This window comes from Streptomyces djakartensis (assembly GCF_014651075.1).
In the GTDB taxonomy this organism is placed as follows: domain Bacteria; phylum Actinomycetota; class Actinomycetes; order Streptomycetales; family Streptomycetaceae; genus Streptomyces; species Streptomyces djakartensis.
Genome location: NZ_BMWE01000002.1, coordinates 98,928 through 124,576, shown reverse-complemented (window position 1 = coordinate 124,576; position 25,649 = coordinate 98,928). Strand labels below are relative to the sequence as shown.

Annotated in this window: 23 protein-coding genes; 12 read left to right on the top strand and 11 right to left on the bottom strand. The window is 71.6% G+C overall.

Going from position 1 to position 25,649, the window contains the following annotated elements:
- Nucleotides 1-4: 4 nt before the first annotated feature.
- The 6 genes from IE212_RS04015 to rhaI all read right to left on the bottom strand — a co-directional run bounded on the left by IE212_RS04015 (nucleotide 5) and on the right by rhaI (nucleotide 7,704).
- Nucleotides 5-652 carry a LutC/YkgG family protein gene (locus IE212_RS04015; protein ID WP_190196272.1) on the bottom strand — a complete coding sequence of 216 codons (648 nt, stop codon included), beginning with the start codon at nucleotides 650-652 and terminating at the stop codon, nucleotides 5-7.
- Nucleotides 649-2,127: a LutB/LldF family L-lactate oxidation iron-sulfur protein gene (locus IE212_RS04010; protein WP_190196271.1), complete on the bottom strand. Its 1,479-nt coding sequence runs from the start codon at nucleotides 2,125-2,127 to the stop codon at nucleotides 649-651. Before IE212_RS04010 ends, IE212_RS04015 begins: the two co-directional genes overlap by 4 nt.
- Nucleotides 2,124-2,879: a (Fe-S)-binding protein gene (locus IE212_RS04005; protein ID WP_190196270.1), complete on the bottom strand. Its 756-nt coding sequence runs from the start codon at nucleotides 2,877-2,879 to the stop codon at nucleotides 2,124-2,126. The genes IE212_RS04010 and IE212_RS04005 overlap by 4 nt, the downstream gene beginning before the upstream one ends.
- 71 nt (nucleotides 2,880-2,950) lie before the next feature.
- The gene (locus IE212_RS04000) at nucleotides 2,951-4,339 is read right to left on the bottom strand and encodes a rhamnulokinase (RefSeq protein ID WP_229864073.1); all 1,389 of its coding nucleotides are present in this window, start codon (nucleotides 4,337-4,339) and stop codon (nucleotides 2,951-2,953) included.
- 56 nt (nucleotides 4,340-4,395) lie between these two features.
- Nucleotides 4,396-6,435, bottom strand: coding sequence for a bifunctional aldolase/short-chain dehydrogenase (locus IE212_RS03995; RefSeq protein WP_190196268.1), 2,040 nt, complete (start codon nucleotides 6,433-6,435; stop codon nucleotides 4,396-4,398).
- Between the two features lie 108 nt (nucleotides 6,436-6,543).
- Nucleotides 6,544-7,704, bottom strand: a complete 1,161-nt coding sequence (gene rhaI, locus IE212_RS03990; RefSeq protein ID WP_190196267.1) for an L-rhamnose isomerase — start codon at nucleotides 7,702-7,704, stop codon at nucleotides 6,544-6,546.
- A 262-nt stretch (nucleotides 7,705-7,966) separates the two neighbouring features.
- Between rhaI and IE212_RS03985 the strand changes: the two genes are divergently transcribed.
- The 10 genes from IE212_RS03985 to IE212_RS03940 all read left to right on the top strand — a co-directional run bounded on the left by IE212_RS03985 (nucleotide 7,967) and on the right by IE212_RS03940 (nucleotide 18,647).
- Nucleotides 7,967-9,484, top strand: coding sequence for a sugar ABC transporter ATP-binding protein (locus IE212_RS03985; protein ID WP_190196266.1), 1,518 nt, complete (start codon nucleotides 7,967-7,969; stop codon nucleotides 9,482-9,484).
- Entirely contained in the window at nucleotides 9,481-10,521 is a 1,041-nt protein-coding gene (locus IE212_RS03980) for an ABC transporter permease (RefSeq protein ID WP_190196265.1), read from the top strand. Before IE212_RS03985 ends, IE212_RS03980 begins: the two co-directional genes overlap by 4 nt.
- The gene (locus IE212_RS03975; protein WP_190196264.1) at nucleotides 10,514-11,488 is read left to right on the top strand and encodes an ABC transporter permease; all 975 of its coding nucleotides are present in this window, start codon (nucleotides 10,514-10,516) and stop codon (nucleotides 11,486-11,488) included. Before IE212_RS03980 ends, IE212_RS03975 begins: the two co-directional genes overlap by 8 nt.
- A gap of 109 nt (nucleotides 11,489-11,597) precedes the next feature.
- Nucleotides 11,598-12,680, top strand: a complete 1,083-nt coding sequence (rhaS, locus tag IE212_RS03970) for a rhamnose ABC transporter substrate-binding protein (RefSeq protein WP_190196263.1) — start codon at nucleotides 11,598-11,600, stop codon at nucleotides 12,678-12,680.
- Nucleotides 12,681-12,697: 17 nt separating this feature from the next.
- Nucleotides 12,698-13,018, top strand: coding sequence for an L-rhamnose mutarotase (locus IE212_RS03965; RefSeq protein ID WP_190196262.1), 321 nt, complete (start codon nucleotides 12,698-12,700; stop codon nucleotides 13,016-13,018).
- 16 nt (nucleotides 13,019-13,034) lie between these two features.
- Complete coding sequence (locus IE212_RS03960; protein ID WP_190196261.1) at nucleotides 13,035-14,459, top strand: BNR repeat-containing protein; 1,425 nt, start codon at nucleotides 13,035-13,037, stop codon at nucleotides 14,457-14,459.
- 84 nt (nucleotides 14,460-14,543) lie between these two features.
- The gene (locus IE212_RS03955) at nucleotides 14,544-15,569 is read left to right on the top strand and encodes a LacI family DNA-binding transcriptional regulator (protein ID WP_190196260.1); all 1,026 of its coding nucleotides are present in this window, start codon (nucleotides 14,544-14,546) and stop codon (nucleotides 15,567-15,569) included.
- A gap of 119 nt (nucleotides 15,570-15,688) precedes the next feature.
- On the top strand, nucleotides 15,689-16,990 hold the full coding sequence (locus IE212_RS03950; RefSeq protein ID WP_190196259.1) for an alpha/beta fold hydrolase: 1,302 nt from the start codon (nucleotides 15,689-15,691) through the stop codon (nucleotides 16,988-16,990).
- Between the two features lie 50 nt (nucleotides 16,991-17,040).
- Nucleotides 17,041-17,775 (top strand): PIG-L deacetylase family protein, encoded by a 735-nt coding sequence (locus tag IE212_RS03945; protein ID WP_190196258.1) that lies wholly within the window; start codon nucleotides 17,041-17,043, stop codon nucleotides 17,773-17,775.
- A 29-nt stretch (nucleotides 17,776-17,804) separates the two neighbouring features.
- Complete coding sequence (locus tag IE212_RS03940; protein WP_190196607.1) at nucleotides 17,805-18,647, top strand: pentapeptide repeat-containing protein; 843 nt, start codon at nucleotides 17,805-17,807, stop codon at nucleotides 18,645-18,647.
- On the opposite strand, the gene IE212_RS03935 is transcribed toward IE212_RS03940, so the two are convergent.
- Entirely contained in the window at nucleotides 18,609-20,105 is a 1,497-nt protein-coding gene (locus IE212_RS03935; RefSeq protein WP_190196257.1) for a cytochrome P450, read from the bottom strand. The two genes, IE212_RS03940 and IE212_RS03935, sit on opposite strands and share 39 nt — an antisense overlap.
- 123 nt (nucleotides 20,106-20,228) lie before the next feature.
- On the opposite strand from IE212_RS03935, the gene IE212_RS03930 reads away from it, so the two are divergent.
- Nucleotides 20,229-20,837 carry a TetR/AcrR family transcriptional regulator gene (locus IE212_RS03930; protein ID WP_190196256.1) on the top strand — a complete coding sequence of 203 codons (609 nt, stop codon included), beginning with the start codon at nucleotides 20,229-20,231 and terminating at the stop codon, nucleotides 20,835-20,837.
- Between the two features lie 85 nt (nucleotides 20,838-20,922).
- A complete protein-coding gene (locus IE212_RS03925) occupies nucleotides 20,923-21,651 on the top strand; it encodes a DUF2470 domain-containing protein (protein WP_190196255.1) in 729 nt (242 codons plus the stop codon).
- Here the strand turns inward: IE212_RS03925 and IE212_RS03920 are convergent.
- The 4 genes from IE212_RS03920 to IE212_RS03905 all read right to left on the bottom strand — a co-directional run bounded on the left by IE212_RS03920 (nucleotide 21,619) and on the right by IE212_RS03905 (nucleotide 25,593).
- A complete protein-coding gene (locus IE212_RS03920; RefSeq protein ID WP_229864038.1) occupies nucleotides 21,619-22,860 on the bottom strand; it encodes a lactonase family protein in 1,242 nt (413 codons plus the stop codon). The genes IE212_RS03925 and IE212_RS03920 overlap by 33 nt on opposite strands.
- An 85-nt stretch (nucleotides 22,861-22,945) precedes the next feature.
- Entirely contained in the window at nucleotides 22,946-24,199 is a 1,254-nt protein-coding gene (locus IE212_RS03915; protein WP_190196254.1) for an FUSC family protein, read from the bottom strand.
- Between the two features lie 85 nt (nucleotides 24,200-24,284).
- A complete protein-coding gene (locus IE212_RS03910) occupies nucleotides 24,285-24,779 on the bottom strand; it encodes an FBP domain-containing protein (RefSeq protein WP_190196253.1) in 495 nt (164 codons plus the stop codon).
- 133 nt (nucleotides 24,780-24,912) lie between these two features.
- The gene (locus IE212_RS03905; protein ID WP_373301333.1) at nucleotides 24,913-25,593 is read right to left on the bottom strand and encodes a helix-turn-helix transcriptional regulator; all 681 of its coding nucleotides are present in this window, start codon (nucleotides 25,591-25,593) and stop codon (nucleotides 24,913-24,915) included.
- Between the last annotated feature and the right edge of the window lie 56 nt (nucleotides 25,594-25,649).

Genomic DNA, 25,649 nt, shown 5'->3' with positions numbered 1-25,649 from the left:
CCGGTCAGTCCCCGCTCACCAGGATCACCTCCAGCGTGCGCGGGCCGTGCACGCCCTCGACGCGGTCCAGCTCGATGTCACTCGTCGCCGACGGTCCGGAGATCCATGTCAGGGGACGCGCCGGGTCGAGGCGTTCGAGGCCCTGCGGCACCGACGAGACCACCTGGGAGGGCACCCGCACGACACAGATGTGATGGTCCGGGACGAGGGTGATCCGCCGCCTGCCCTGGTCGTGCGAGCCGTCCAGCACGATCGTCCCGGTCTCCGCGATCGCGACCGCACAGGCGGTCACCACACTGTCCACCTCGTCGAGTTCGTGCGGCGTGCTCTCCGCCCGGTCCGCCACCCGCGTCACCGCGGTCCGCGCCAGCCACGACGGGTCCAGCCCGGGCGGCACCAGCACCGAGGCGGACCCGCGCTTGTCCAGCAGTGCCGCGATCAGCCCGGCCAGCCCCTCGCCGTCCGTGCGGTGCACGACCGCCCGGTAGTCCGCCAGGTTCTCGGCCAGCAGATCCACCGTCTGCGAGGCACTCCGGTCACCGTGCTCGCGCAGATAGTCACGCGGCACCGCCCGCTCGTACGGCACGTCGTCCCCGGCGGTGTCCGCCAGCGCGCGCCGCACCCGCCCCAGGATCCGCTCCCTGCTGCTCACTTGGCACCGCCCTTCCCGCCGCGCGTCCGCTGCCACCAGTCCCGGAACGGCTCGGCGGGCACCGGCGGCAGTTCCCGGGTCCCGCTCCAGGCCCGGCCGGGCCCCGGCAGCGACCGGGGATGGAAGCGCCGGGTCCGCGAGGCCGCGCGCTGCCCGGTGCGCAGCGCGCCCGGATGCGTCAACGCCCAGCGGGCCGCCCGCATCGCCGCCCGTTCGGCGGCATGCCCCTTGGCCGGCCGCAGCACCACCTTGTTGCCCTGCCGCGTGACCTCGCCGCCCTCCACGACCCGTTCCCTCAGGTGCACCAGCACCTCGGGGATGTCGATGGCGACCGGGCACACCTCGTAGCACGCGCCGCACAGCGAGGACGCGTACGGCAGCGAGGCGTCGATCTCGCTGCCCGTGCCCCGCAGTTGCGGGCTGAGGATCGCGCCGATCGGCCCCGGGTACACCGAGCCGTAGGCGTGACCGCCGGCCCGCTCGTACACCGGGCACACGTTGAGACACGCCGAGCAGCGGATGCAGCGCAGCGCCTGCCGGCCGACCTCGTCGGCGAGGGTGTCGGTGCGGCCGTTGTCCAGCAGCACCAGATGGAACGTGCCGGGCCCGTCACCGTCCGTCGTACCGGTCCAGGTCGACGTGTAGGGGTTCATGCGCTCCGCGGTCGAGGACCGGGGAAGGGTCTGGAGGAACACTTCCAGGTCCCGCCACGTCGGCACGATCTTCTCGATACCGACGACCGAGATCAGCGTCTCGGGCAGCGTCAGGCACATCCGGCCGTTGCCCTCCGACTCGACGACCACCAGCGTGCCCGTCTCGGCCACCATGAAGTTGGCCCCCGAGATGCCGACCTTGGCCCGCAGGAACTTCTCCCGCAGGTGCAGCCGGGCCGCCTCGGCGAGTTCGGCGGGTGTGTCGGTGAGGCCGTCGGGTGCGGGGCGGCCCCACTCGCCCATCTCCGACCGGAAGATGTCCCGGATCTCGCCCCGGTTGCGGTGGATGGCCGGGACGAGGATGTGCGAGGGCCGGTCCCCGCCCAACTGCACGATCAGCTCCGCGAGATCCGTCTCGTAGGCGCTGATGCCCGCGTCCCGAAGCGCCTCGTTGAGCCCGATCTCCTGCGTCGCCATCGACTTGACCTTGACGACCTCCGACTCGCCGGTCGTCTTCACCAGCCGGGTGACGATCTCGTTGGCCTCGGCGGCGTCCGCGGCCCAGTGCACGACGCCGCCCGCGGCCGTCACCGATTCCTCCAACTGGATGAGGTAGCGGTCGAGGTGGCGCAGCGTGTGGTCCTTGATCCGCTTGCCCGCCTCACGCAGCCCGGCCCAGTCGGACACCTCGTTCACGGCCTTCGCCCGCTTGGCGCGGATGGTGTGCGTGGCGTGCCGCAGATTGCCGCGCAGGGTCGTGTTGGCCACGGCCTCCCGCGCGGCCTCGGGGAACGCCGGCATCCCGAGATACGTCCCGCTCATACGGCCGGTTCCTCCTCCGTGCTCGCCAGGATCTCCGCGATGTGCACCGGCCGCATGCCGGTCCGCAGCCGGGCCATCGTCCCGCCGATGTGCATCAGGCAGGAGTTGTCGGCGGCGCACAGCACCTGAGCGCCCGTCGACTCGGCGTTGCGCACCTTGTCGGCGCCCATCGCCGCCGAGACGTCGGGATTCTTCAGGGCGAAGGTGCCGCCGAACCCGCAGCACTCGTCCGCCCCCGGCAGCTCGACCAGCTCCAGCCCCTTCACGGCCTTCAGCAGCCGCCGCGGCCGGTCACCGAGCCCGAGCCCGCGCAGCCCGTGACAGGTCGGGTGGTACGTCACCGTGTGCGGGTACCAGGCCCCCACGTCCGTCACGCCCAGCACGTCGACCAGGAACTCCGTGAGCTCGTACGTCTTCGGCACGACCGGCGCCAGGGTAGCCGCGAGGGTGTCACCGCGCCCCTCGGCCCGGGCCCGCTCACCCATCCGCGGATACAGCTCCCGCACCATCGCCCCGCACGACCCGGACGGCGTCACGATCGCCTCGTACTCCCGGAAGACATCGGAGAAATGCCGGGCGAGCGGTTCGGCCTCGTGACGGTATCCGGTGTTGTAGTGCGCCTGTCCGCAGCAGGTCTGCGCCATCGGGAAGTCGACGTCGACGCCCAGCCTGGTCAGCAGTTTCACCACGGCGCGCCCGGTGTCCGGATACAGCGTGTCGTTGACGCAGGTCAGGAACAGGGCGACACGCATCGCGGCTCCTTGTGTTCGGTCATCGGATGAGTGCAGCGTAGTCCGGGCGCGGGACCCGGGGGAGAGGCGCGTCAGGGCCCGGCGAGCCGGTCCTGCGCCGCGCGCCACCGCTCGGTCCCGCCGCGCGGCTCGTACCGGGTCAGCGGCTGCGTGCGGACGAGCAGTGCCCGCATCTCCGCCAGGTCACCGGCCAGCCCGTGCGTCCGTGCCTGCACGAGCACGTTCCCCAGGGCCGCCGCCTCCGTCGGGCCCGCCACCACCGGCAGCCCACAGGCGTCGGCGGTCAGCTGGCACAGCAGCGCGTTGCGGGTACCGCCGCCCACCACGTGCACCACGTCGACCGGGTGCCCGGCGAGCCGCTGCGCGTCCAGGACGGCCCCCCGGTGGGCGAGGGCGAGGGAGTCCAGGATGCAGCGCGTCACCTCGGCCGGCGACCCGGGCACGGGCTGGCCCGAGGCCCGGCACGCCTCGGCGATCCGCTCCGGCATCCGCCCGGGCGCGAGGAACGCCGCGTCCCCCGCGTCGACCACCGACCGCAGCGCCGGCACCTTGGACGCCTCCAGCAGCAGCGCGCCCAGATCCGGGTCGCCCCAGGCCCGCACGCACTCCTGGAGCAGCCACAGCCCCATGATGTTGCGCAGATAACGGACCGTGCCGTCCAGCCCCAGTTCGTTGGTGAAATTGGCCGCCCGGCTCTCCTCGGTCAGCACCGGCGCGTCCAGCTCCAGACCGGCCAGGGACCACGTGCCGGTGCAGATGTAGGCGAACCGCTCACCGGACGCCGGCACGGCGGCCACGGCCGACGCGGTGTCGTGCGACCCGACGGTCGTCACCGGTACCGGACCGGCGAGCCCGGTCTCCTCCAGCACCCGGTCCCGCAGTACACCCGCCGGATCGCCGGGCCGGCGCAGCGGTGCGAACAGGCCCAGGTCGATGCCCAGCCGCGAGGCGATGCCGTGCGACCAGTCACGCGTCCGGGGGTCGATGAGCTGGGTGGTGGAGGCGTTGGTGAGCTCGGTGCCCTGCTCGCCGGAGAGCCAGTACGCGATCAGATCGGGCACGAGCAACAGCCGCTCGGCGCGCGACAGCTGGGCCGTTTCCCGAGCCGCTGTCAGCTGGTACAGCGTGTTGAACGGCGCGTACTGCAACCCGGTCGCCGCGTACAGCTCCGCCGCCGGGACGGTCGCCCACACCTTCTCCGCGACACCCTCCGTGCGGGAGTCCCGGTAGTGCACGGGGTTGCCGAGCAGCGCCCCGTCCGCGTCGAGCAGCCCGTAGTCCACCGCCCAGCCGTCGATGCCCACGGAGTCGACCTGCCCGGCCGCCCGCAGCCCGTCCAGCACTCCGGCGTACAGAGCCAGGACGTCCCAGCGCAGCCCCTCGGGCACGCGTACGGGCCGGTTCGGGAAGCGGTGGGCCTCGGTCAGCTCCAGACTGTCGGGGCCGACGCGACCGGCCATGACGCGCCCGCTGGACGCGCCGAGGTCGACCGCGGCGTACGTCCTCACTGCCCCGCTCACCGCAGGAAGGCGGCCGCGACGCCGGCGTCGACCGGGATGTGCAGCCCGGTCGTGTGGGTCAGGTCCCCGCCGGTCAGGGCGAAGACGGCGTTCGCGACGTGCTCGGGAAGCACCTCGCGCTTGAGGATGGTCCGCTGGGCGTAGAACTCACCCAGTTTCTCCTCCTCGACCCCGTACACGGCGGCCCGCTGAGCCCCCCACCCTCCGGCGAAGATCCCGGAACCGCGCACCACACCGTCCGGGTTGATCCCGTTGACCCGGATCCCGTGCTCGCCCAGCTCGGCGGCGAGCAGCCGCACCTGGTGCGCCTGGTCGGCCTTGGTGGCCGAGTAGGCGATGTTGTCGGGTCCGGCGAACACGGCGTTCTTTGAAGCGATGTAGACGATGTCACCACCGAGCCCCTGGGCGATCATCGTCCGCGCCGCCTCCCTCGACACCAGGAAGGACCCGCGCGCCATGATGTCGTGCTGGAGGTCCCAGTCCTCGGCCGAGGTCTCCAGCAGGGGCTTGGAGATCGAGATCCCCGCGTTGTTGACGACGAGATCGACCCCGCCGAAGGCCAGGACGGCGGCCTTGAAGGCCTCGGCGATCTGCTCCTCGGACGTGACGTCCACCGTCACGGCGACGGCCTTGTCGGGCCCGCCCAGCTCGTCGGCGACGGCCCGGGCGTTCTCGCCGTTGAGGTCCGCCACGACCACACACGCCCCCTCGGCCGCGAGCCGGTGCGCGATGGCCTTCCCGATCCCGCTGCCCGCGCCGGTGACGAGCGCGACCCGCGTGGCCAGCGCCTTGGGCTTCGGCATCCGCTGGAGCTTGGCTTCCTCCAGGGCCCAGTACTCGATGCGGAACTTCTCGGACTCCTCGATGGGGGCGTAGGTGGACACCGCCTCCGCCCCGCGCATCACGTTGATGGCGTTGACGTAGAACTCCCCGGCCACCCGGGCCGTCTGCTTGTCCTTGCCGAACGAGAACATCCCCACCCCCGGGACCAGCACGATCGCCGGGTCGGCGCCGCGCATGGCGGGGGAGTCGGGCAGGGCGTGCCGCTGGTAGTAGGCGGCGTATTCCTCGCGGTACCCGGTGTGCAGTTCCTTCAGCCGTCCGACGGCCTCGTCGAGCGGGGCGGTCGGCGGCAGGTCGAGCACCAGCGGCCGCACCTTGGTGCGCAGGAAGTGGTCCGGGCAGGACGTGCCCAGCGCGGCCAGCCGGGGGTGCTCGGCGCTCGCGAGGAAGTCGAGGACGACCTCGGAGTCGTCGAAGTGCCCCACCTGGGGGCGGTCCTGGGAGGCGAGGGCGCGCACGTACGGCGCGAGTGCGGCGGCCCGTTCCCGGCGCTCAGCCGCGCTCAGCGCGGCGTAGCCGTCGATCACCGGCCCGAAGGGCTCGGCCCTGCCGCGTTCGGCGAGGAACTTCTCGGCGGTCCGGATGATGTGCAGCGAGTTCCGCTCGCACTCCTCGGACGTGTCGCCCCACGCGGTGATCCCGTGCCCGCCGAGGACGCACCCGACGGCCTGCGGGTTGGCCTCCTTCACGGCGGCGATGTCCAGCCCGAGCTGGAAACCGGGCCGCCGCCACGGCACCCACACGACGCTGTCCCCGAAACACTCGGCGGTCAGCTTCTCCCCGTCGGCGGCGCAGGCGAGCGCGATCCCGGAGTCCGGGTGCAGATGATCGACGTGCGCGGCGTCGACGAGCCCGTGCATCGCGGTGTCGATGGAGGGAGCGGCCCCGCCCTTGCCGTGCAGGCAGTAGTCGAACGCGGCGACCATCTCGTCCTCGCGCTCGACGCCCGGGTACACGCCGGCGAGCGCCCGCATCCGATCGAGCCGCAGCACGGCGAGCCCCGCCTCGGTGAGCGTCCCGAGGTCCCCACCGGACCCCTTGACCCACATCAGCTCGACGTCACCACCGGTCACGGGGTCGGTTTCGATGCCTTTCGCTGAAGCGTTGCCGCCGGCGTAGTTGGTGTTACGGGGGTCAGAACCGAGCCGGTGCGACCGGGCGAGCAGAGCAGCGGCCTCGGGATGGACAGCCATGACAGTTCCTTTTCAGAAGAGAGTGGGTGACGACCTCAGGGGCGCGGGGAACTGCGCGACCAGCCACACACGGTCCGCAGCCCGAATCGAACAGAACCCGGCAGACGCTCACGCCCCCCAACCGGCCTGCTGCCCCCCGACCCGCTCGGCGACAATCGCCTCGGCCCACCCACAACGCCGGTACGCCGAAACGGGGTCGGGGTCCAACCCCATCTCCTGACGCACCTCACGAAGCAGCGGCCGCACGTCCGTATTGAAGGCATCCATCAGCACGGCGTTGGCCTCCAGCACGTCACCGGACCGCTGCGCCGCACCCAGCGCGTCACCATCGACCAGCAACGCCTTCGCCGTGGCCTCCTGCACGTTCATCACCGACCGGATGATCGCCGGGATCTTCGCCTCGATGTTGTGACACTGATCGAGCATGAACGCGACCTCGGGCGTGAACCCCCCGCCCCGCACCACCTCGTACATGATCCGGAACAACTGGAACGGATCCGCGGCCCCGACCATGAGGTCGTCGTCCGCGTAGAACCGTGAGTTGAAGTCGAACCCTCCGAGCTTGCCCTCCCTGAGCAGGGTCGCCACGATGAACTCGATGTTGGTCCCCGGCGCGTGGTGCCCGGTGTCGACGACGACCTGAGCCTTCGGCCCGAGCTTCAGGCAGTGGGCGTAGGCCGTACCCCAGTCCGGCACGTCCGTCGTGTAGAACGCCGGCTCGAAGAACTTGTACTCCAGCAGCATCCGCTGTCCGTCGCCGAGCCGCTCGTAGACCTCGGCGAGCCCCTCGGCCAGCCGGTCCTGCCGCCCCCGGACGTCGTCCTGCCCCGGGTAGTTCGTCCCGTCGGCGAACCACAGCTTCAGGTCGCGGGACCCCGTCGCGTCCATGATGTCGACGCACTCCAGCAGATGATCCACCGCCTTGCGCCGCACCGCCGCGTCGGGATGACAGATGCTCCCGAGCTTGTAGTCGTCGTCCTGGAACGTGTTGGAGTTGATCGCACCCAGCCGCACGCCACGCTGCTCGGCGTGGATCGCCAGCGCCCCGTAGTCGTCGACCCTGTCCCACGGAATGTGCAGGGCGACCGTCGGCGCCACACCGGTGAACTCGTGCACCTTCGCCGCGTCGTCCAGCTTCTCGTAGGGGTTGCGCGGCACACCCGCCTGCGCGAACACCTTGAACCGGGTGCCCGAGTTCCCGTACGCCCAGGACGGCGTCTCGACGGCCTGTGTCTTGAGAGCGGTCTTCGCCGCGGCGAGCTCGGTCACGTCGGAACTCCTGTGACATCGGGTCATGACGACCACTGAATGAAACGATTCAGGAGGCGAAGCTATGGGCCCCCCGAAGGGGTGTCAACCCCTCACGCCGACACCGTTCACTGTGACCGCCGTATGGCCGCCGGTCCTCGAAATTTTTTCGATCGTGACCCATTGACGTGACATGCGCGGCCCGCCTAACGTCCCGGCAACCCAGTTGAAACCTTTCACGACGCCGGAAGGGCCGTCCCGCCGGCGTCGTCGAGGAGCCCCCATGACCCACCCGTCCACCACGGGTCCGGCACCGGTTCTGGCACTGAGGGACGTCTCCAAGTCCTTCGGAGCGGTCCGCGCCCTGCGGGACGTCTCCCTGGAGCTGTTCCCCGGGGAGGTGCATGCCCTGGCCGGTGAGAACGGAGCCGGCAAGTCGACCCTCATCAAGACACTCGCCGGAGTGCACCGGCCGGACACCGGCCAGGTGCTGCTCGACGGCGCGCCCGTCGCCTTCCACGGCCCCGGCGACGCCCGCGACGCCGGCATCGCCGTGATCTACCAGGAGCCCACGCTCTTCCCCGACCTGTCGATCGCCGAGAACATCTACATGGGCCGCCAGCCGCGCCGGGCCCTCGGCCGCATCGACCACAAGGCCACCCGCAACGCGACCGCCGCGCTCATGAAGCGCCTCGGTGTCGAACTCGACCCCGACCGGCCCGCCCGCGGCCTGTCCATCGCCGACCAGCAGATCGTCGAGATCGCCAAGGCCCTCTCCTTCGACGCCCGTGTCCTGATCATGGACGAGCCGACCGCCGCCCTCACCGGCAGCGAGGTCGCCCGCCTCTTCGGCGTCGTCCGCACCCTGCGCGAACAGGGCGCCGCCGTGCTGTTCATCTCCCACCGGCTGGAGGAGATCTTCGAGATCTGCCGGCGGGTCACCACCCTGCGCGACGGCGCCCGGGTCGGCAGCGAGCCGCTGGCGGGCATGACCGAGGACGACCTGGTGCGCCGCATGGTCGGCCGCGACCTCGACGAGCTGTACCCCAAGCAGGACGTACGGCCCGGGGAGGTCGCCCTGAGTGTGCGCCGGCTGACCCGCGAGGGCGTCTTCACCGACGTCTCCTTCGACGTGCGGCACGGCGAGATCGTCGCACTCGCCGGACTCGTCGGCGCCGGGCGCACGGAGGTCGCCCGGGCCGTCTTCGGCATCGACCGCCGGGACGCCGGCGAGGTCCGCGTGGACGGCAAGGCCCTGGCCAACGGATCTCCCTCCACCGCGATGTCCGCCGGACTCGCCCTGGTCCCCGAGGACCGGCGTGCCCAGGGCCTGGTGATGGACATGTCCATCGAGCGGAACATCGGGCTCACCGGACTGCGTACGACCGTGAGAGCCGGGTTGATGGACCGCGGCGCCGAGCGCGGCCGCTCCCTCGACTGGGCCGTCAAGCTGCGGGTCAAGTACGCCCGGCTCGCCGACACCGTCAGCACCCTGTCCGGCGGCAACCAGCAGAAGGTCGTGCTCGCCAAGTGGCTCGCCACCGGCCCCAGGGTGCTGATCGTCGACGAGCCGACCCGGGGCATCGACGTCGGCACCAAGGCCGAGGTGCACCGGCTGCTGTCCCAGCTGGCCGCCGACGGTGTGGCCGTCCTGATGATCTCCTCCGACCTGCCCGAGATCCTCGGCATGGCCGACCGCGTGCTGGTGATGCACGAGGGACGTCTCACCGCCGAGATCCCGCGCTCCGACGCCACCGAGGAAACCGTGATGGCCGCAGCCACCGGGAGGGCCGCCGCATGACGGTCGTCACTCCCCAGGAGGCCCCCGTGGCCGACGTGCCCAAGTCGAGCGGAACGCGGCTGGCCGACCGGGTCTTCAAGATGCGCGAACTCGCCATCCTGCTCGTCTTCCTGGTGATGATCGCCGTCACCCAGGCCGGAAACAGCGAGTTCCTGTCCGAGCAGGGCGTCAAGGACCTGCTGCTGAACGCGACGATCCTGGTGCTGGTCGCCACCGGCCAGTCCCTCGTGGTGATCACCAGGAACGTCGACCTGTCCGTCGGCTCCACGCTTGGCATCAGCGCGTTCGCCGCCGGCACGTATCTCCAGGGCGGCGGCGACCCGGCCGTGGCGATCGCCCTGGCGGTGCTGCTCGGCGTCGGCTTCGGACTGCTCAACGGACTGCTGGTCAGCCTCGGTCAGGTGCCCGCGCTCGTCGTCACCCTCGGCACGCTCTACATCATCCGCGGCATCGACTCCATCTGGGTCGGCTCCCGCCAGATCACGGCGGCCGATCTGCCCGCCGGATTCGTCGACTTCGGCTCCGGCGGCATCTCGGCGGTGCCGTACCTGGCGCTGATCGCGCTGGCGGTCCTCGTCGCGACCGCCTACTACCTCAAGCACTACGGCAGCGGCCGCGAACTGTACGCCCTCGGCTCCAACCCCGAGGCCGCCCGCCTCGCCGGCATCCCCGTCCGCAAGCGGATCCTCACCGCGTACACCTTCTGCGGCGCCCTCGCCGGCCTCGCCGGCGCGATGTACCTCGCCCGCTTCGGCAACGTCGACTCGGGCACCGGCAGCGGCTACGAACTCACCGTCGTCAGCGCGGTCGTGGTCGGCGGTGTCGTCTTCACCGGCGGCGCCGGGAGCGTCTACGGCGCGGCCCTCGGCGCTCTGCTGCTGACCTCCATCAACAGTGTGCTGCCCGCGCTCGGCGTCAGCTCCGTCTGGGTGCTCGCGATCAACGGCATCCTGCTCATCCTCGCGATCGCGGTCGACCGGATCGTCGCGCTGCGCGTGGCCTCCGCCCTGAAGAAGAGGAACGCCCGCCATGGCTGACATCTCCCTGAGCCGAGCGGTCCGCTGGGACACGGTGGTCGGCGCTCTGCTCATCGTCGTCCTGCTGTTCTCCTTCGGCTTCGTCGACGGGTTCGGCAACGCGCTCAACCTGTCGTTCCTGATCGGCAACACGCTGCCGATCGCGCTCATCGCGCTGCCGATGACCCTGCTGGTCGTCTCCGGGGAGATCGACCTGTCGGTGGCGTCCACGGCCGGGCTGTCCGGTGCCGTGATGGGGTCCCTGTGGAACCAGGGCATGGCCATCGAGACGATCATCCCGGTCTGTCTGCTGCTGGGGGTGGTGTGCGGGCTGGTCAACGGGCTGCTGGTGACCAGGCTGGGGCTGCCGTCGCTGGCCGTCACAATCGGCACGCTCGCGGCCTACCGGGGTGTCGCGCAGATCGTGCTCGGGTCCGACGCCGTGACCGACTTTCCCTCCCAGTACCTGGACTTCGCGGCTGGGCGCCTCGGTGACACGTTCATTCCGTACGCCTTCCTGCCGTTCCTGGTGCTGCTCGCCATCGCGGTGGTGGCGCTGCACGCCACGCCGTTCGGGCGGTCGCTGTTCGCGATCGGGGCGAGCGAGGAGGCGGCGCGGTTCGCCGGGATCCGGGTGAAGCGGCAGAAGCTGATCCTGTTCACGATGACGGGGCTGATGTCCTCGCTGACCGGCGTCTTCTGGGCGCTGCACTACGCCAGTGCGCGGTACGACAACGCGACGGGGCTCGAACTGTCCGTCGTGGCGGCGGTGTTGCTCGGTGGCATCGACTTCGACGGTGGCAAGGGCACGTTGGGCGGTGCGATCGCCGGGGTGTTCCTGCTCGGGGCGCTGCAGAACGTCATGAGCCTTCAGGATGTTTCCGCACAGTCGCAGATCGTCGTGACCGGGGTGTTGCTCGTGCTTTCCGTTCTGGGGCCCCGGGTGGCTCGGCAGATCGCCGTCCTGCGTGCTCAATCGCCCGGCTGACCGGTGGTCTGTGGCTGGTCGCGCCCACGCGGCGGAGCCGCATATCGATACAGCCCCGCGCCCCTGGAAGAAGGGGCGTTCCCCTCAACCTCGTTCTAAGGAAACCGTCATGCGCAAGTCCACCGTCCGCCGCGGCTGCGCGGCACTCGCCACCGCCACCACCCTGGCTCTGGCCCTCACCGCATGCGGCGGTACCACCAAGAAGGACGTCGCCGACGAGGGCGGGTCGGCCGCCACCGCCGGCAAGGCCGACCCGAACGCCGAGCTGAAGAAGGGGCTGACGGTCGGGTTCCTGCCCAAGCAGGTCAACAACCCGTACTTCACCTCCGCCGACAAGGGCGGCGAGAAGGCACTGAAGGAGCTCGGCTCCAGCTACAAGGAGGTCGGCCCGTCCAGCGCCACCGACACCTCCGGCCAGGTCTCCTACGTCAACACGCTCACCCAGCAGCAGGTCGACGCCATGGCCGTCTCCGCGCAGGACCCCGGCGCCCTGTGCACCGCGCTCAAGCAGGCCATGAAGAACGGCGTCAGGGTCGTCACCTACGACTCCGACACCAAGCCCGACTGCCGCAACGCCTTCGTCTCGCAGGCTTCCGCCGAGGACCTGGGCCGTACCGAGGTGCAACTGCTCGCCAAGCAGATCGGATACGAGGGCGAGATCGCGATCCTGTCCGCCGCGCAGACCGCGACGAACCAGAACACCTGGATCGGCTTCATGAAGGACGAGCTGAAGAAGCCCGCGTACAAGAACATGAAGCTGGTGAAGGTCGCGTACGGCAACGACGACGCCCAGCAGTCCTTCCAGCAGACGCAGGGCCTGCTCCAGGAGTACCCGAACCTGAAGGGGATCATCTCCCCGACCACCGTCGGCATCAAGGCCGCCGCCCAGTACCTGTCGGGCTCCAAGTACAAGGGCAAGGTCAAGCTGACCGGCCTCGGCACCCCGAACGACATGCGAAAGTACGTCAAGAACGGCACTGTCGAGGCGTTCGAGCTGTGGGACCCGGCGAAGCTGGGCGAGCTGGCCGCGCGGACCGCCGTCGCGCTGTCCTCCGGGCAGATCACCGGCAGGGAGGGCGAGACCTTCACGGCCGGCTCCATGGGCGAGTACACCATCGGCGAGGGCGGCGTGATCAGCCTCGGCAGGCCGACCGTGTTCGACGCGAAGAACATCGGCCAGTTCGACTTCTAGTCCTGGGAGGGTTGTCGATGCAGCGCGTGTGCTTCCTGCTGAAGGTCAGGGCGGACCGGCTCGACGAGTACCGCGAGCGGCACGCCGAGGTGTGGCCCGAGATGCTCCGGGCGCTCTCGGAGACCGGCTGGCACAATTACTCGCTCTTCCTGCGTGAGGACGGACTGCTCGTCGGCTACCTGGAGACCGAGGACTTCGCGGCCGCCCGGGCCGGAATGGAAGCCACCGACGTCAACGCCCGCTGGCAGGCGGAGATGGCGCCGTTCTTCGAGTCGCTGGACGGCGTCCGGCCCGACGAGGCCATGAAACCGCTCACCGAAGTGTTCCACCTCGCATGACGATGGAGTCCACGAGATGCACAGACGTACGTTGCTGGCCGCCGCCCTCGCCGGTGCCGTGGTGACCCCGGCGCTCGCCTCCGGTACCGCGCGGGCCGCCGCCCCCGGTCCCTCCGTCACCCGGACCGGCACCACCACGCTCGACGGCCGGGCCATCTTCTTCGTGTCGTACGACGGGCTGGTCAACAACAACGCGTTCCAGAAGAACGGCCTGCTGACCTACAAGGGCCACCAGTACGCCGTCTGGTACACCGCCGACCGGAACGCCGTCGTCGGCCGCCGCGCCCTCGGCGCCGGCACCTGGTCGACCGTGAAGGTCGGGCACACTCTGCGCTACGACGACTCCCACAACGTCATCTCCATGGGTGTCTCCAAGGCCGACGGCCGTCTGCACCTCAACATGGACTCCCACAGCGACGGCTTCACCTACGTCAAGTCGGTCGCCGGGCTGATGGACAACCCCGGCGGGCTGAGCTGGGACGCCGGCCGCTTCGGGGCGCCTCAGCCGACGCTGGACGGGCTGGCGCCGACCTCGCAGTTCACCTACCCGCAGTTCATCTCCACACCCGACGGCAAGCTCCAGCTGAGCTACCGCGTCGCCGTCTCCGGCAACGGGCGCAACGCGCTCGCCGAGTACGACGGCACGAAGTGGACCGACCTGGGGGAGTGGTCCAGTTCCACCGGCACCTACACGAGCGAGCACGGCTCCTCCACCGCCCGCAACATGTACCTGCACGGCATCGACTACGACCGCAGCGGCCGGCTGCACTGCTTCTTCACCTGGCGGGAGCAGAACGGCGCCGTGATGTGCAACAGCGGAGGCATCACCAACCACGACACCGGCTACGTCTACTCCGACGACCGCGGCCGCACCTGGCGCAACGACGCGGGTACCGTCGTCGGGGTCACGGGCGGCTCCGACAAGGTGTCCGTGGCCGACGCCGGCCTGGTCGTGGACCCGCTCAACCCGGACCACTCCCTGATGAACCAGGAGAGCCAGTTCACCGACTCCGCGGGCCGGCCGCACGCGATCATCTCCTATGTCCCCGGCCGCTTCGGGCAGTGCACCACCGACTATGTCGCCGACCGGACTCGTAACGGCCGCGCGTTCCACCTCCGGAAGAACGCCTCCGGCACCTGGCAGAAGACCGAGATACCGGTCCCGCTCAACTCCAGCCAGCGCACCAAGCTGATCCTGGACAAGTACGACAACGCCTACGCGGTCCTCCCCTTCGGGCGGATCGCCGCCGCCTCCGCCGCCTCCGGGTACACGGACTGGAAGCTCCTGTTCGACGGCAGCGGTCTCAACGCCTTCGGCGAGGTCGTCGTCGACGAGACACGCGTCGCCCAGGACGGGGTGCTGTCCTTCATGCACCAGGAGAGATCCAGCGGTACGACGCCCTCGGCACTCCACGTGACCGACTTCCGCCTGCCCGCCTGACCGGATCCGGTCCCCGGGGCGGCCTGCCGGTAATGTGAGGCAGCCCCGGCCGCCCACTCGTACTCCCCTGGAGGTCCCCGCCCGATGGTCCAGTCGGTGGGTATCAAGGACGTCGCCCGCGCCGCCGGAGTCTCCGTCGGCACGGTCTCGAACGTGATCAACCGTCCGGACACCGTCGCCACCGAGACCCGGGCGCGCGTGCAGTCCGCGATAGACCGGCTCGGCTACGTCCGCAGCGAGTCCGCTCGCCAGCTGCGAGCGGGCCGCAGCCGGATCATGGGGCTGCTCGTCCTCGACATGGGCAACCCCTTCTTCGTCGACGTCGCGCGCGGCGCCGAACGCGCCGCACGCCAGGCCGGGCTCGGCGTGATGGTCTGCAACAGTGCCCAGAACCCGGGCGAGGAAGCCGAGTACCTGTCGCTCTTCGCCGAGCAGCGCGTGCGCGGCGTGCTGCTCACACCGGCCGACGCGACGGGCCGCAACATCGCGGCGTTCCGCCGGCACGGCATCCCGTTCGTGCTGGTCGACCGCGTCGCCGAGGGCACCACCGAGTGCTCGGTCTCCGTCGACGACGTCGCGGGCGGCGCCCTCGCGGTACGCCACCTCGTCGACGCCGGGCACCGCTCCATCGCCTACGTCAGCGGCCCGCCCGGCCTGAACCAGGTCCGCGACCGGCGCACCGGCGCCCTCGAGGCGCTCGCCGAGGCCGGGCTCGGCCCCGACGCACTGCGTGAGCTGCCCACCGAACGGCTGGACGTCGCCGCCGGCCGCGACGCTGGTGCCCGCCTCCTCGGCCTCGCCGACCGGCCGACCGCGGTGTTCTGCGCCAACGACCTGCTCGCCCTCGGCGTCCTGCAGGCCATGTACGCGGCCGGTGTCGGCGTCCCCGACGACCTCGCCATCGTCGGCTACGACGACATCGAGTTCGCGGCGGCCGCGGCCGTCCCGCTCACCTCGGTGCGGCAGCCGGCCGTCACCATGGGCGCCATGGCCGCCGACCTGCTTCTGGAGGAGACGGAGGAGGACGGCAGGGCCCGACCCCACGAGCACCGCAGGGTCGTCCTCCAGCCCGAGCTGGTGGTCCGCCGCTCCAGCCTGTCCGCCCGCTAGGCGACCACCAGGGCTGAACCACCGTTCAGCAAGGTTTCATGATCGGAGGGCTCACGAGCGGACGATCCCTGTGATGAACTGGGACGCGGCCCGAAAATCCGTCCGTCCCGGGAGCTCCGTTGACCTCCAGCTACCGCCAGCCCGGAGTCGTCCTCACCGACCGCCGCTTCACCGTCCCGCTCGACCACGGCAACCCCGGGGGAGAGACGATCGAGCTGTACGCCCGTGAGGTCGTCGCGAGCGACAAGGCACACCAGGACCTGCCGTGGCTGCTCTACCTCCAGGGCGGTCCCGGCTTCGGCGCGGACCGCTCCGTCGGCCGGCCCGGCTGGCTCGGCCGCGCGCTGAAGGAGTACCGCGTTCTCCTCCTCGACCAGCGGGGCACCGGCCACAGCACGCCCGCCAACCGGCAGACCCTCCCGCTGCGCGGCGGCCCCGCCGAGCAGGCCGGCTACCTCACGCACTTCCGCGCCGACTCGATCGTCCGCGACTGCGAGGCCATCCGCGCGGAGATCACCGGCGGCGAGCCCTGGACCGTCCTCGGCCAGAGCTTCGGCGGCTTCTGCGTCACCAGCTACCTGTCCCTCGCTCCCGAGGGCCTGGCCACCGCCGTGATCACCGGCGGTCTGCCCTCCCTGGACGCCCACGCCGACGACGTCTACCGGGCCGCCTTCCCGCGCATCGAACGCAAGGTCACCGCCCACTACGCCCGCTACCCGCAGGACGCCGAACGCGCCCGCCGCATCGCCGACCACCTGCTGACCCACGACGTGGTCCTGCCGAGCGGCTACCGGCTCACCGTGGAGGCCTTCCAGTCCCTCGGCATCGCCCTGGGCACCGGCGACGGCACGCACCGCCTGCACTACCTCCTCGAGAACGCCTTCGTCCGCACCCCGCAGGGCTTCACGCTCTCCGACGCGTTCCAGGAGCAGGCGCAGTCCATGCTCTCCTACGCCCGGCACCCGCTGTACGCCCTGATCCACGAGTCGATCTACGGCCAGGACGCCCGGCCCACCGCCTGGTCGGCGGAGCGGGTCCGGGCCGAGTTCCCGCGGTTCGACGCCGCCAAGGCCCTCGCCGGTGACGAGCCTCTCCTGTTCACCGGCGAATCGATTCACCCCTGGATGTTCGACTGCGACCCGGCCCTGCGGCCGTTGCGTGAGACCGCCGGCCTGCTCGCCGCCCGTACCGACTGGGCGCCCCTGTACGACCAGGCCCGCCTCGCCACCAACACGGTGCCGGTGGCGGCGGCCGTCTACCACGACGACATGTACGTCGACACGGCTCACTCCCTGCGCACCGCCCGCAGGATCCAGGGCCTGCGCACCTGGATCACGGACGAGTTCGAGCACGACGGCATCCGCACCGGCGGTTCCCGCGTGCTCGACCGGCTGCTCGCGCTGGCGCGGGGCGAGGCGTGATACCGCGCCGGACCCGGGGAGATGCCGGTGGCGGGGATTAGTCTGCCGGCATGACGACCACTCAGCTCCAGCCCATGCCCACCGACTGGCGGCGTGCCCTCGCGGTCGTGGCACACCCGGACGACCTCGAGTACGGCTGCTCGGCGGCGGTCGCGGCCTGGACGGACCAGGGCCGCGAGGTCGCCTACGTGCTGGCGACGCGGGGCGAGGCGGGCATCGACACGCTGGAGCCGGAGAAGTGCGGCCCGCTGCGGGAGCGGGAGCAGCGGGCGAGCGCGGCCGTGGTCGGCGTCTTCGAGGTGGAGTTCCTCGACCACAAGGACGGCGTCATCGAGTACGGCACCGCGCTGCGCCGCGACATCGCCGCCGCGATCCGCAGGCACCGGCCCGAGCTGGTCATCACGCTCAATCACCGGGACACCTGGGGCCAGGTCGCCTGGAACACCCCCGACCACGTGGCCGTGGGACGTGCCACGCTCGACGCGGCCGGCGACGCCGGCAACCGCTGGATCTTCCCGGAACTCGTCGAGCAGGGCCTTCAGCCCTGGGACGGTGTGCGCTGGGTCGCCGTCGCCGGTTCCAGCACACCCACGCACGCGGTGGACGCGACACCGGGCCTGGAGCGCGCGGTGCGGTCCCTGCTGGAACACCGCACCTACATCGAAGCCCTGACCGACCAGGACCCTCAGACGTACGCCCGTGGCTTCCTGACCCAGAACACCGAGGCCACCGGCGAGCGCTTCGGGGGCAGGCCCGCGGTGGCGTTCGAACTGTTCAGCAGATGACGGAGAAGACCATGACACAGTCGTTCCGTATGCTGAACGCCATGCGAGATCACACGGCCGCCCGGGCGGAACTGCGCGGTGACTGCGAGCGGTGCTTCGGGCTGTGCTGTGTCGCCCTGCCCTTCGCGGCGTCGGCCGACTTCGCGGTCGGCAAGGACGCCGGCACACCCTGCCGCAACCTCCGGGACGACCACCGCTGCGGCATCCACGCCAGGCTGCGGCAGAAAGGATTCACCGGCTGCACCGTCTACGACTGCTTCGGCGCCGGACAGCAGGTCTCGCAGATCACCTTCGGCGGCCGGGACTGGCGGCAGGGGCCTGCGGAGCACGCCCGCCGCATGTTCGACGTCTTCCCGGTCGTCCGGCAGCTGCACGAGCTGCTGTGGTATCTCACCGAGGCGCTCGCCCTGCCCGCGGCCCGGCCCGTCCACCCCGATCTGCGCACGGCCCTGGAGAGGACCGAGGAGCTGGCCGGCCGCACCCCCGAGGAGCTCGCCGCGCTGGACGTGGCGGCGCACCGCCAGGAGGTCAACGTCCTGCTGCTGAGGACGAGCGAGCTGGCCAGGTCCGGCGCCAAGGGCCGCGGGAAGGACCGCAGAGGCGCGGACCTCGTCGGCGCCCGGCTCAGGGGCGCCGACCTGCGCGGCGCGACCCTGCGCGGCGCCTGCCTCATCGCCGCCGACCTCACCGGCGCCGATCTGCGGGGCGCGGACCTGATCGGCGCCGACCTGCGCGCCGCCGACCTCACCGACGCCGACCTGACCGGGGCGTTCTTCCTCACCCAGCCGCAGCTGAACGCGGCCCGGGGGAGCGCCGCGACCCGGCTGCCGGAGTCAGTCACCCGCCCCGGGCACTGGACAGGGCGGCTCTGAGACCGGCTCGCGTACCGGTGTGCGCCGCTCCGGGTGCAGCCGCAGCCCCTCCGGCATCAGCGTCAGCCGTTCCGTCACCCGCAGCCGGTAGGCCGGGTCGGGCCGCAGCTCGTAGCGGCGCAGCAGCAGGCCGAGCACCAGCGTCGCCTCGTGGAGGGCGAACTGGCGCCCGATGCAGGCCCGCGCGCCGGTCCCGAACGGCTTGAAGGTGTGCGGGGCCCGGGACCGCACGGCCGGCGCCTCGAAACGGTCCGGGTCGAACCGTTCGGCGTCCGCGCCCCACGCCTCGGGATCCCGGTGCAGCATCGGCGTCAGCACCAGCGCCCACGCCCCGCGCCGCATGGGGTGCTCCCCGGCCAGGACCGTGTCCTGACGCGCCTCCCGGGCGAAGGCGGGCGCGGTGGGCCACAGCCGCAGGGACTCGTCGAGCACCCGGCGGACGTAGCGCAGCCTGGCCACCTGCTCATAGGCGGGCTCCGCCGTGTCACCCCACACGCGGTCCACCTCGGCGCGGGCCCGGGCCGCGACGCCGGGGTCCCGGGCGAGGTAGTGCAGGGCGAAGGAGAGCGCGCCCGACGTCGTCTCATGGCCGGCGACGAGGAAGGTGATGACCTGGCGGCGGACGTTCTGAGCCGCCAGCCGTTCCCCCGTCTCGGGGTGCGCCGTCTCCAGCATCCGGTCGAGCAGGTCCCCCTGCCCGCCGCCGTCGGCGCGCCGGGCCCGGACCAGCTCGTCCACCGTGCGGTTGAGGAAGGCGATGTCGGCCGCGTTGCGGCGGCTCGCGCTCCGCAGCAGCAGCGGAGCCAGCGGGAACGGCACCGTGTTGAGCCGCTGCGCATAGGTCAGCGTGCCGATCATGGCGGTCACGAAGGGATGCGGCCGGGGCCGTTCGAACGACCCGAAGTCGTGGCCGAAGCCGGTTCGCGCGATCGTCTCCAGGGTCAGCTTGGTCATGTCACCGGACACGTCCACCGCTCGGCCCGCCTCGGCCGCCCGGTCCCAGTGCTCCGTCAGCCGCCGGGCGGCCGCCAGCATCATCGGGTGGTACCCGGCCATGGCCTCGCGGCTGAACCCGGGGGCGAGCACATCGTGCGCCAGCTGCCAGTTCGGCTCGTGGTTGTACGCCGTGAACAGACCGTCCCCGGCGACCGGCCGCAGGTTGGCGATGCCGAGCCCCACGTGCTTGGCGAACCGCGACTCGTCCGCGAGGTCGGCCGTGTGCCGGGCGCCCCACACGAACACGAACTCCTTGCCGAAGGCCTTCCGCCGGAAGACCGGCCCCAGCCGGCGGGCGTAGCGCAGCGTGTCCTGCAGGGGAGTGTGCCGGTTCACGCCCAGCACGTCACCGAGGAAGGGGACCCGGCGCGGCGGATGCGGAATGCGGTCCAGCTCCGGCCAGCCCAGCTCGGCGCTCCGGAACCCCTTGGGCCCCACGGCCCGTGTCGGCGCCTGCGTCATGACGCGATCTCCCTTGATCCAACGGTCTTGGCCCAACGGCGCGTTCGCACGTGTTGTACGTGGGTTCAATAGCGCGTTTCAGTCTGGTCCCGTTGTTGAACCGGCGTCAAGTAAAGTGCGGGCATGGCCGCGAACCAGGGCGGGCGGACGCGCCGCCGGCTCAGCACCGAGGAGCGCCGGGAGCAGCTTCTGTCGGTCGGCGAGCGGCTGTTCTCGGAGAACCCGTACGACGATGTGTGGATCGAGCAGGTCGCCGAGATCGCCGGGGTGTCGCGCGGGCTGCTGTACCACTACTTCCCGACCAAGCGGGACTTCTTCGCCGCGGTCGTGGAGCGCGAGAGCGAGCGGATGCTGCGCATGACGGCGGCGGTGCCCGGTGTCCCGGTGCGCGAGCAGCTCGCGGTCGGTCTCGACAGCTTCCTGGAGTACGTGGAGGCCCATGCGCACGGCTACCGCGCCTTTCACCGTGCCGACGCCGCGGGGGACCAGGCGGTGCGACGGGTCTACCAGCGGGCCCTGGGTGCCCAGGAGCGGCAGATCGTCGCGGCGCTGGCCGGGGACCCCGAGTTCGGCCCGGCCTTCGAGACGCGGCCGGAGGTGCGGCTCGCCGTGCGCGGCTGGCTGGCGTTCACCACGTCCGTCTGTCTGGAGTGGCTGCGCGGCACGGAGTTGAGCCGGGAACAGGTGCGCGACCTGTGCGCACGCGCCCTGCTGGGCGCGCTCACTCCCTGAAAGGACTCGTAAAGATCATGTGACCTGGTTGGCGCGCACTCCGATCTCCGATAGGTTAGGCAAGGCTTACCTAAGGAGGTCTGGGATGGGTGACGACAGCCACAGCTGGACGGCGGCCCCTGCCGCGGCGGAGCGGGCGCGCTCGGTGCTCGCCGCCGCGTGGTCCTGCTCGGTCACCGCGGAGGGCACGCGCGAGGAGCTGGCCGGCGCCCACACGGTGACCGAGGACGGCAGGGTCCTCGTCGATGTGCCCGAGGACAGCGCGCTGGCCGCCGCCGCGATCTGCGCGCCCCGCGGCGAGCCGTCCGCGGTGCTGGAGTTCGCCGACGTGGCCCCCGTCCCCGTGCGCGACCGGATCCGCGCGCGGCTGTGGCTCGCGGGCTGGTTCGCCGCCCGAGGGGAGAGGCTCGCCTTCACGCCCACCCGCGTGGTGCTGCGGCAGCCGTCCGGGACCGTCGTAGTGGACCCCGGGGAGTTCGCCGCCGCCGTACCCGATCCGCTCACCACGGCCGAGTCCCGGCTGCTGACCCACCTGGCCGACTGCCACGCCGACGCGGTCGAGCGGCTCACCCGGCTCGTCGACTCCGGCAGCCTGCACGGCGCCGTGCGGGTCCGGCCGCTCGCCGTCGACCGGCACGGACTGACGCTGCGCATCGAACGCGCCCGCGCCCACGGCGACGTACGGCTGGCCTTCCACACGCCCGCCGACGACATCGCGCAGCTCACCGAGCGCATGCACGCCCTGCTCGGCCAGGCGGCCGCCGCCTCCTGCCCCCGGGCCCTACAGCGGCAGCGCACAGACGGCGACCGGTGAGGGGAACGGTTCGCCCGCGCGGCGCAGCGCCCCGCTGCGCTCATCCACCCGGAAGACGGTCACGGTGCCGGACTTCTGGTTCGCGGCGAACAGCAGCGTGCCCTCCGGCGAGAACGCGATCTGGCGTGGGAAGTCACCGCCTACCGCAACGGTGTCCAGCAGCCTGAGTTTCGCGCCCTCGGCCTCGACGGCATAGCGCGTGAGGCTGTTGTGGCCGCGGTTGGCGAGATAGGCGTAGCGGCCGTTCGCGGTCACCAGGACCTGCGCCGGGTAACTCGTGCCGGGACCCGTGCCGGTGGACTGCGGCTCGCCCACGCTCACGCGGCCGGAGGCCGGATCGTACGCGCAGACCGCCACCGTGTTGTCCACCTCGTTGGCGAGGTAGGCGAACCGGCCGCCGGGGTGGAACGTGAGGTGGCGCGGACCGGCGCCCGGCCGCGTCCGCGCCTGCGCGACCTCCTGGAGCGTGCCGGCTCTGTCGTCGAGCCGGTACGTGTAGACGGTGTCCGTACCCAGGTCGACGGCGAGCACATGGCCCCCGTCCGGGCTGGTGATGATCTGGTGCGCGTGCGGGCCCTGCTGCCCCGGTCCGGGCGCCGGACGGGAGTGCCGGACGAGGTCGGTGCGCTCGCCGAGGGCGCCCGTCGGCTCGATGGGGTGCACGGCCACGTCGCCGGAGCCGTAGCCGGCGCTGAGCAGCCAGCGCCCGCCCGGATGCACCGACAGGTGGCAGGGGGCCGCGCCACCGGTGCTCCGGCTGCCCAGGATCTTCCGGTCGGACAGCCGGACGGCGGTCACGGCACCGTCCTCGCGCTCGTTCACCGCGTACAGCGTGCGCCGGTCCGGGTGGATGGCGAGGTACGACGGGTCGCCGACGCCGCCGAGGGTGCCGGTGCCGACGATGCGCCCCGTCGCCGTGTCGTACGTGGCCAGGCCGATGCCCTTGCCGCCACCGTCGACGGAGGTGTAGGTGCCGAGATAGAGGGGATGCGGCCCGGACGGGCGCCGGGCCTCCCGGGACGGGCTCCCGCTCGCCTCGGGGGCCGCCGGAGCCGTCGGGGGCGTGGGGGCGGGCGAGTCGTCGCAGGCCGGGAGCGTCGCCGCGCCGGCCCCTGCCGCCAGTACGCCCACGAACCGGCGCCTGCTCCAGCCGTCACCGCTCATGTCGCCCCTCAGGTCGTCCCTCGTCCCCGTCGCGACAGCCACCATGGCGTGGATCACCACCGGGTGCAAGGCAGGCACCGGGCGTTGCACGTGATGCAACGCCCGGGCGGGGTCGCACGCGGGTGCCGCCTCAGTGGGAACGCCCGCCGAACCCGGCACGGCTGCGCCACATCTGCTCCTGGACGCCGAGGCGCTCACGCAGCCGTGTCAGGCGCGGCATCCGGGCGCGCTGCTCACTCGACACACGGTCGAGTTCCTCGAGCAGGCGCCGGGAGCGGTGCTCGGTGTCGAGCTCGTCGAGGATCCGGTTGACCTCCGTCAGTACGGCGCCGAGCAACTGCCAGTGCCGCGTCTCGCGCCGGGCGTCCTCGCGCAGCAGCGCGGCCAGCTTGTCGCGGGTGCCCGCCGCGGTGCGCAGTTCCGTGGCGAGACGTTCCTCCGCCGACTCCGCGCTCTCGCTGAGATGAGTGGTCACCAGCACCGCGAAACTCACCACGGCGTCGGCGATCTCGGACAGCAGCTGCTGCAGCACGGCGCCCGTCTCGTCCTCGAACAGCGGCTCCGGTTCGCGCTCCTTGGCGAGGTCCGTGAAGGAGCGGGCGAGCACGCGAAGGACGACCGTGCAGATCTCCAGCGTGTCCAGGCCGGTACGCAGCACCACCCGGTGCAGCAGGCTGTCCCGGACCCGCGGGTTGAGCCGCAGGCTGTCCTCGGCCTGCCTGAGCGCCGCGTCCACCTCGACGATGTCGTGGTCCAGACGCCGCGCCTCGTACAGCCGCTCCTCCGCACGGTTCACGGGCGTGCCGCCGGCGGCCTCCTCGCCCATGCGCAGCATCAGTTGCCGCAGCCGGCGCGCCAGCCCGTCGATCGACTCGCCCGCCTCCTCCACCCACACGGGCGGGGCCAGCAGCAGATTGCAGGCGAGCCCGACGGTCGCGCCGATCAGCGTCTCCACGACCCGGGCCCACGCGGTGTTCCCGACGGTGGTGACTCCGAGGACCAGCATGGCGCTGATCGCGACCTCGGGCACGTACTCCTCCACCCGCACCAGCCGTCCCACGGCCAGCGAGGCCACGAGGAGCAGTGCCAGGCTCCACCAGGTCAGGCCCACCAGCAGACTGAACGCGATGGCGAGCAGGACCCCGGTCACCACGGCGTTCACCCGGCGGAACCCGTTGGTGAGCGTGGCGTACAGCGTCACCTGGACGACCAGCAGCGCCGTCAGGGGAGCGGTGAGGGGCGCCTTCTCGGGGCTCAGCCGCAGCGCGATGACGTACGCGATCGTCGCCGCCGTGGCGGACCGCACGGTCTGGACGACCACCGGATCCCGGTGTTTGCGCAGGATCCTCAGGGCGGGCGCCGTCCACTCACGTACCTCTCGCATCCTCGGCCTGTTCCCCTTCCCCTGGCTCGAAAGCATCCATGAAGGAAGTTAACGCCAGGGGACGGACGGGGCGACCGAGGGGTCCTCAGGCGGACACCTTGTCGAGGAAGGCGCCCAGATTGCCCAGGGTCCGCTCGATCTGCTCCTGGAGCGTGAGGCTCTCCTCGAAGCGGGCCCCGGTCTCCGGCGTCTTCTTCCCGCGTACGTAGAGGGAGCAGGCGAGGTCGGTGCACATGTACGCCCCGACGGAGTTGCCCTCGCGGCCGGCCGCCCCCGCCTTCCGCGCGGTCATCAGCGACACACCGCCCCGCGGGTGCGTCGTCAGGCACAGCGAACACATGCTGCGGTGCAGGAAGCCGCGCTGCGCGGCCTGGAACCGCATCGCCACCCCGACGAGCCGCCCCTCCCGCTCGACGACCAGATAGCTGCGATCGGGCGCCCCCGGATCGCGCCACCCGAGGAAGTCGAGGTCGTCCCACGGACGCTCGGCGAGGTCGCGGGGGACGGCCAGACGCTTGGCCTCGCCCTTGGAGCAGTTGATGAACGAGTTGCGGATGTCCGGTTCGGTGAGTGATCTCATGGGAGGGCTCCTGGTCGTCACCGAAACCTAGGGGCCCTAGGTTTCTGGGACAGGCTAGAAGGGCCGGCGAGGGGGAGCCAGTGGATTTTCCGGACGGCACGTCACGACGGCACGGGCGGCACCGCGCCAAGGCCTACTCCGCCCCCGACACCTCCGGCGGCCACACCCCGGGCGTCAGGACACCCAGTGCGTAGGCCCGGGCCACCAGTTCCGTGCGGTTGGCGGCGCGCCAACGGGACGAAAGACGGCGCAGGTGGTAGGTGACGCCGTCGGGCGTGAGGCCGGTTTCCCGGGACGCGCGGGCCGTGGTGGCGCCGGAGGCCAGCAGGGCCAGGACGCGGGCCTCCATCGGTGTGACCCGGGCCCGTTCCGTGGGCGGTGCGCAACCGGGCCGGCGCTCGCCGTCCACCCGCAGCATCACCAGCAGCGCCGGCGTGTCCTCCACCGTGTCACTCACCGGGTCCGCCGTCAGTTCGCCGTAGCGCTCCGTGCCGTCGGGGGCCCGCCAGCGCACCGAGACCTGGTAGCGCGAGCGGTGCCGCAGGCGCAGCGCCTGGGCGATGCGCTCCACCTGGGTGGCCTCGCTGGGGCAGAACAGCTCCAGCACGTCACGGCCGCGCAGCCGCCCCGGCGTCGTACCGCACTCCGCGGCCATCGCCGGGTTGGCGAGCAGCACCGCCCCGTACACGTCGCACACCGCGACCGGCATCGCGACCCGGTCGAACAGCAGCAGCGCGCGGTTGCGCCACGTCACGGCCTCCTGCCGGGCCTGCTCCACGAGTTCCTCCCTGCCATGCCGGGGCGCCGTACGCAAGGGCGAAGCATGTGCGCGCACTACAGAATCATGTAGGGCCGCCGTACGGCCGGCCG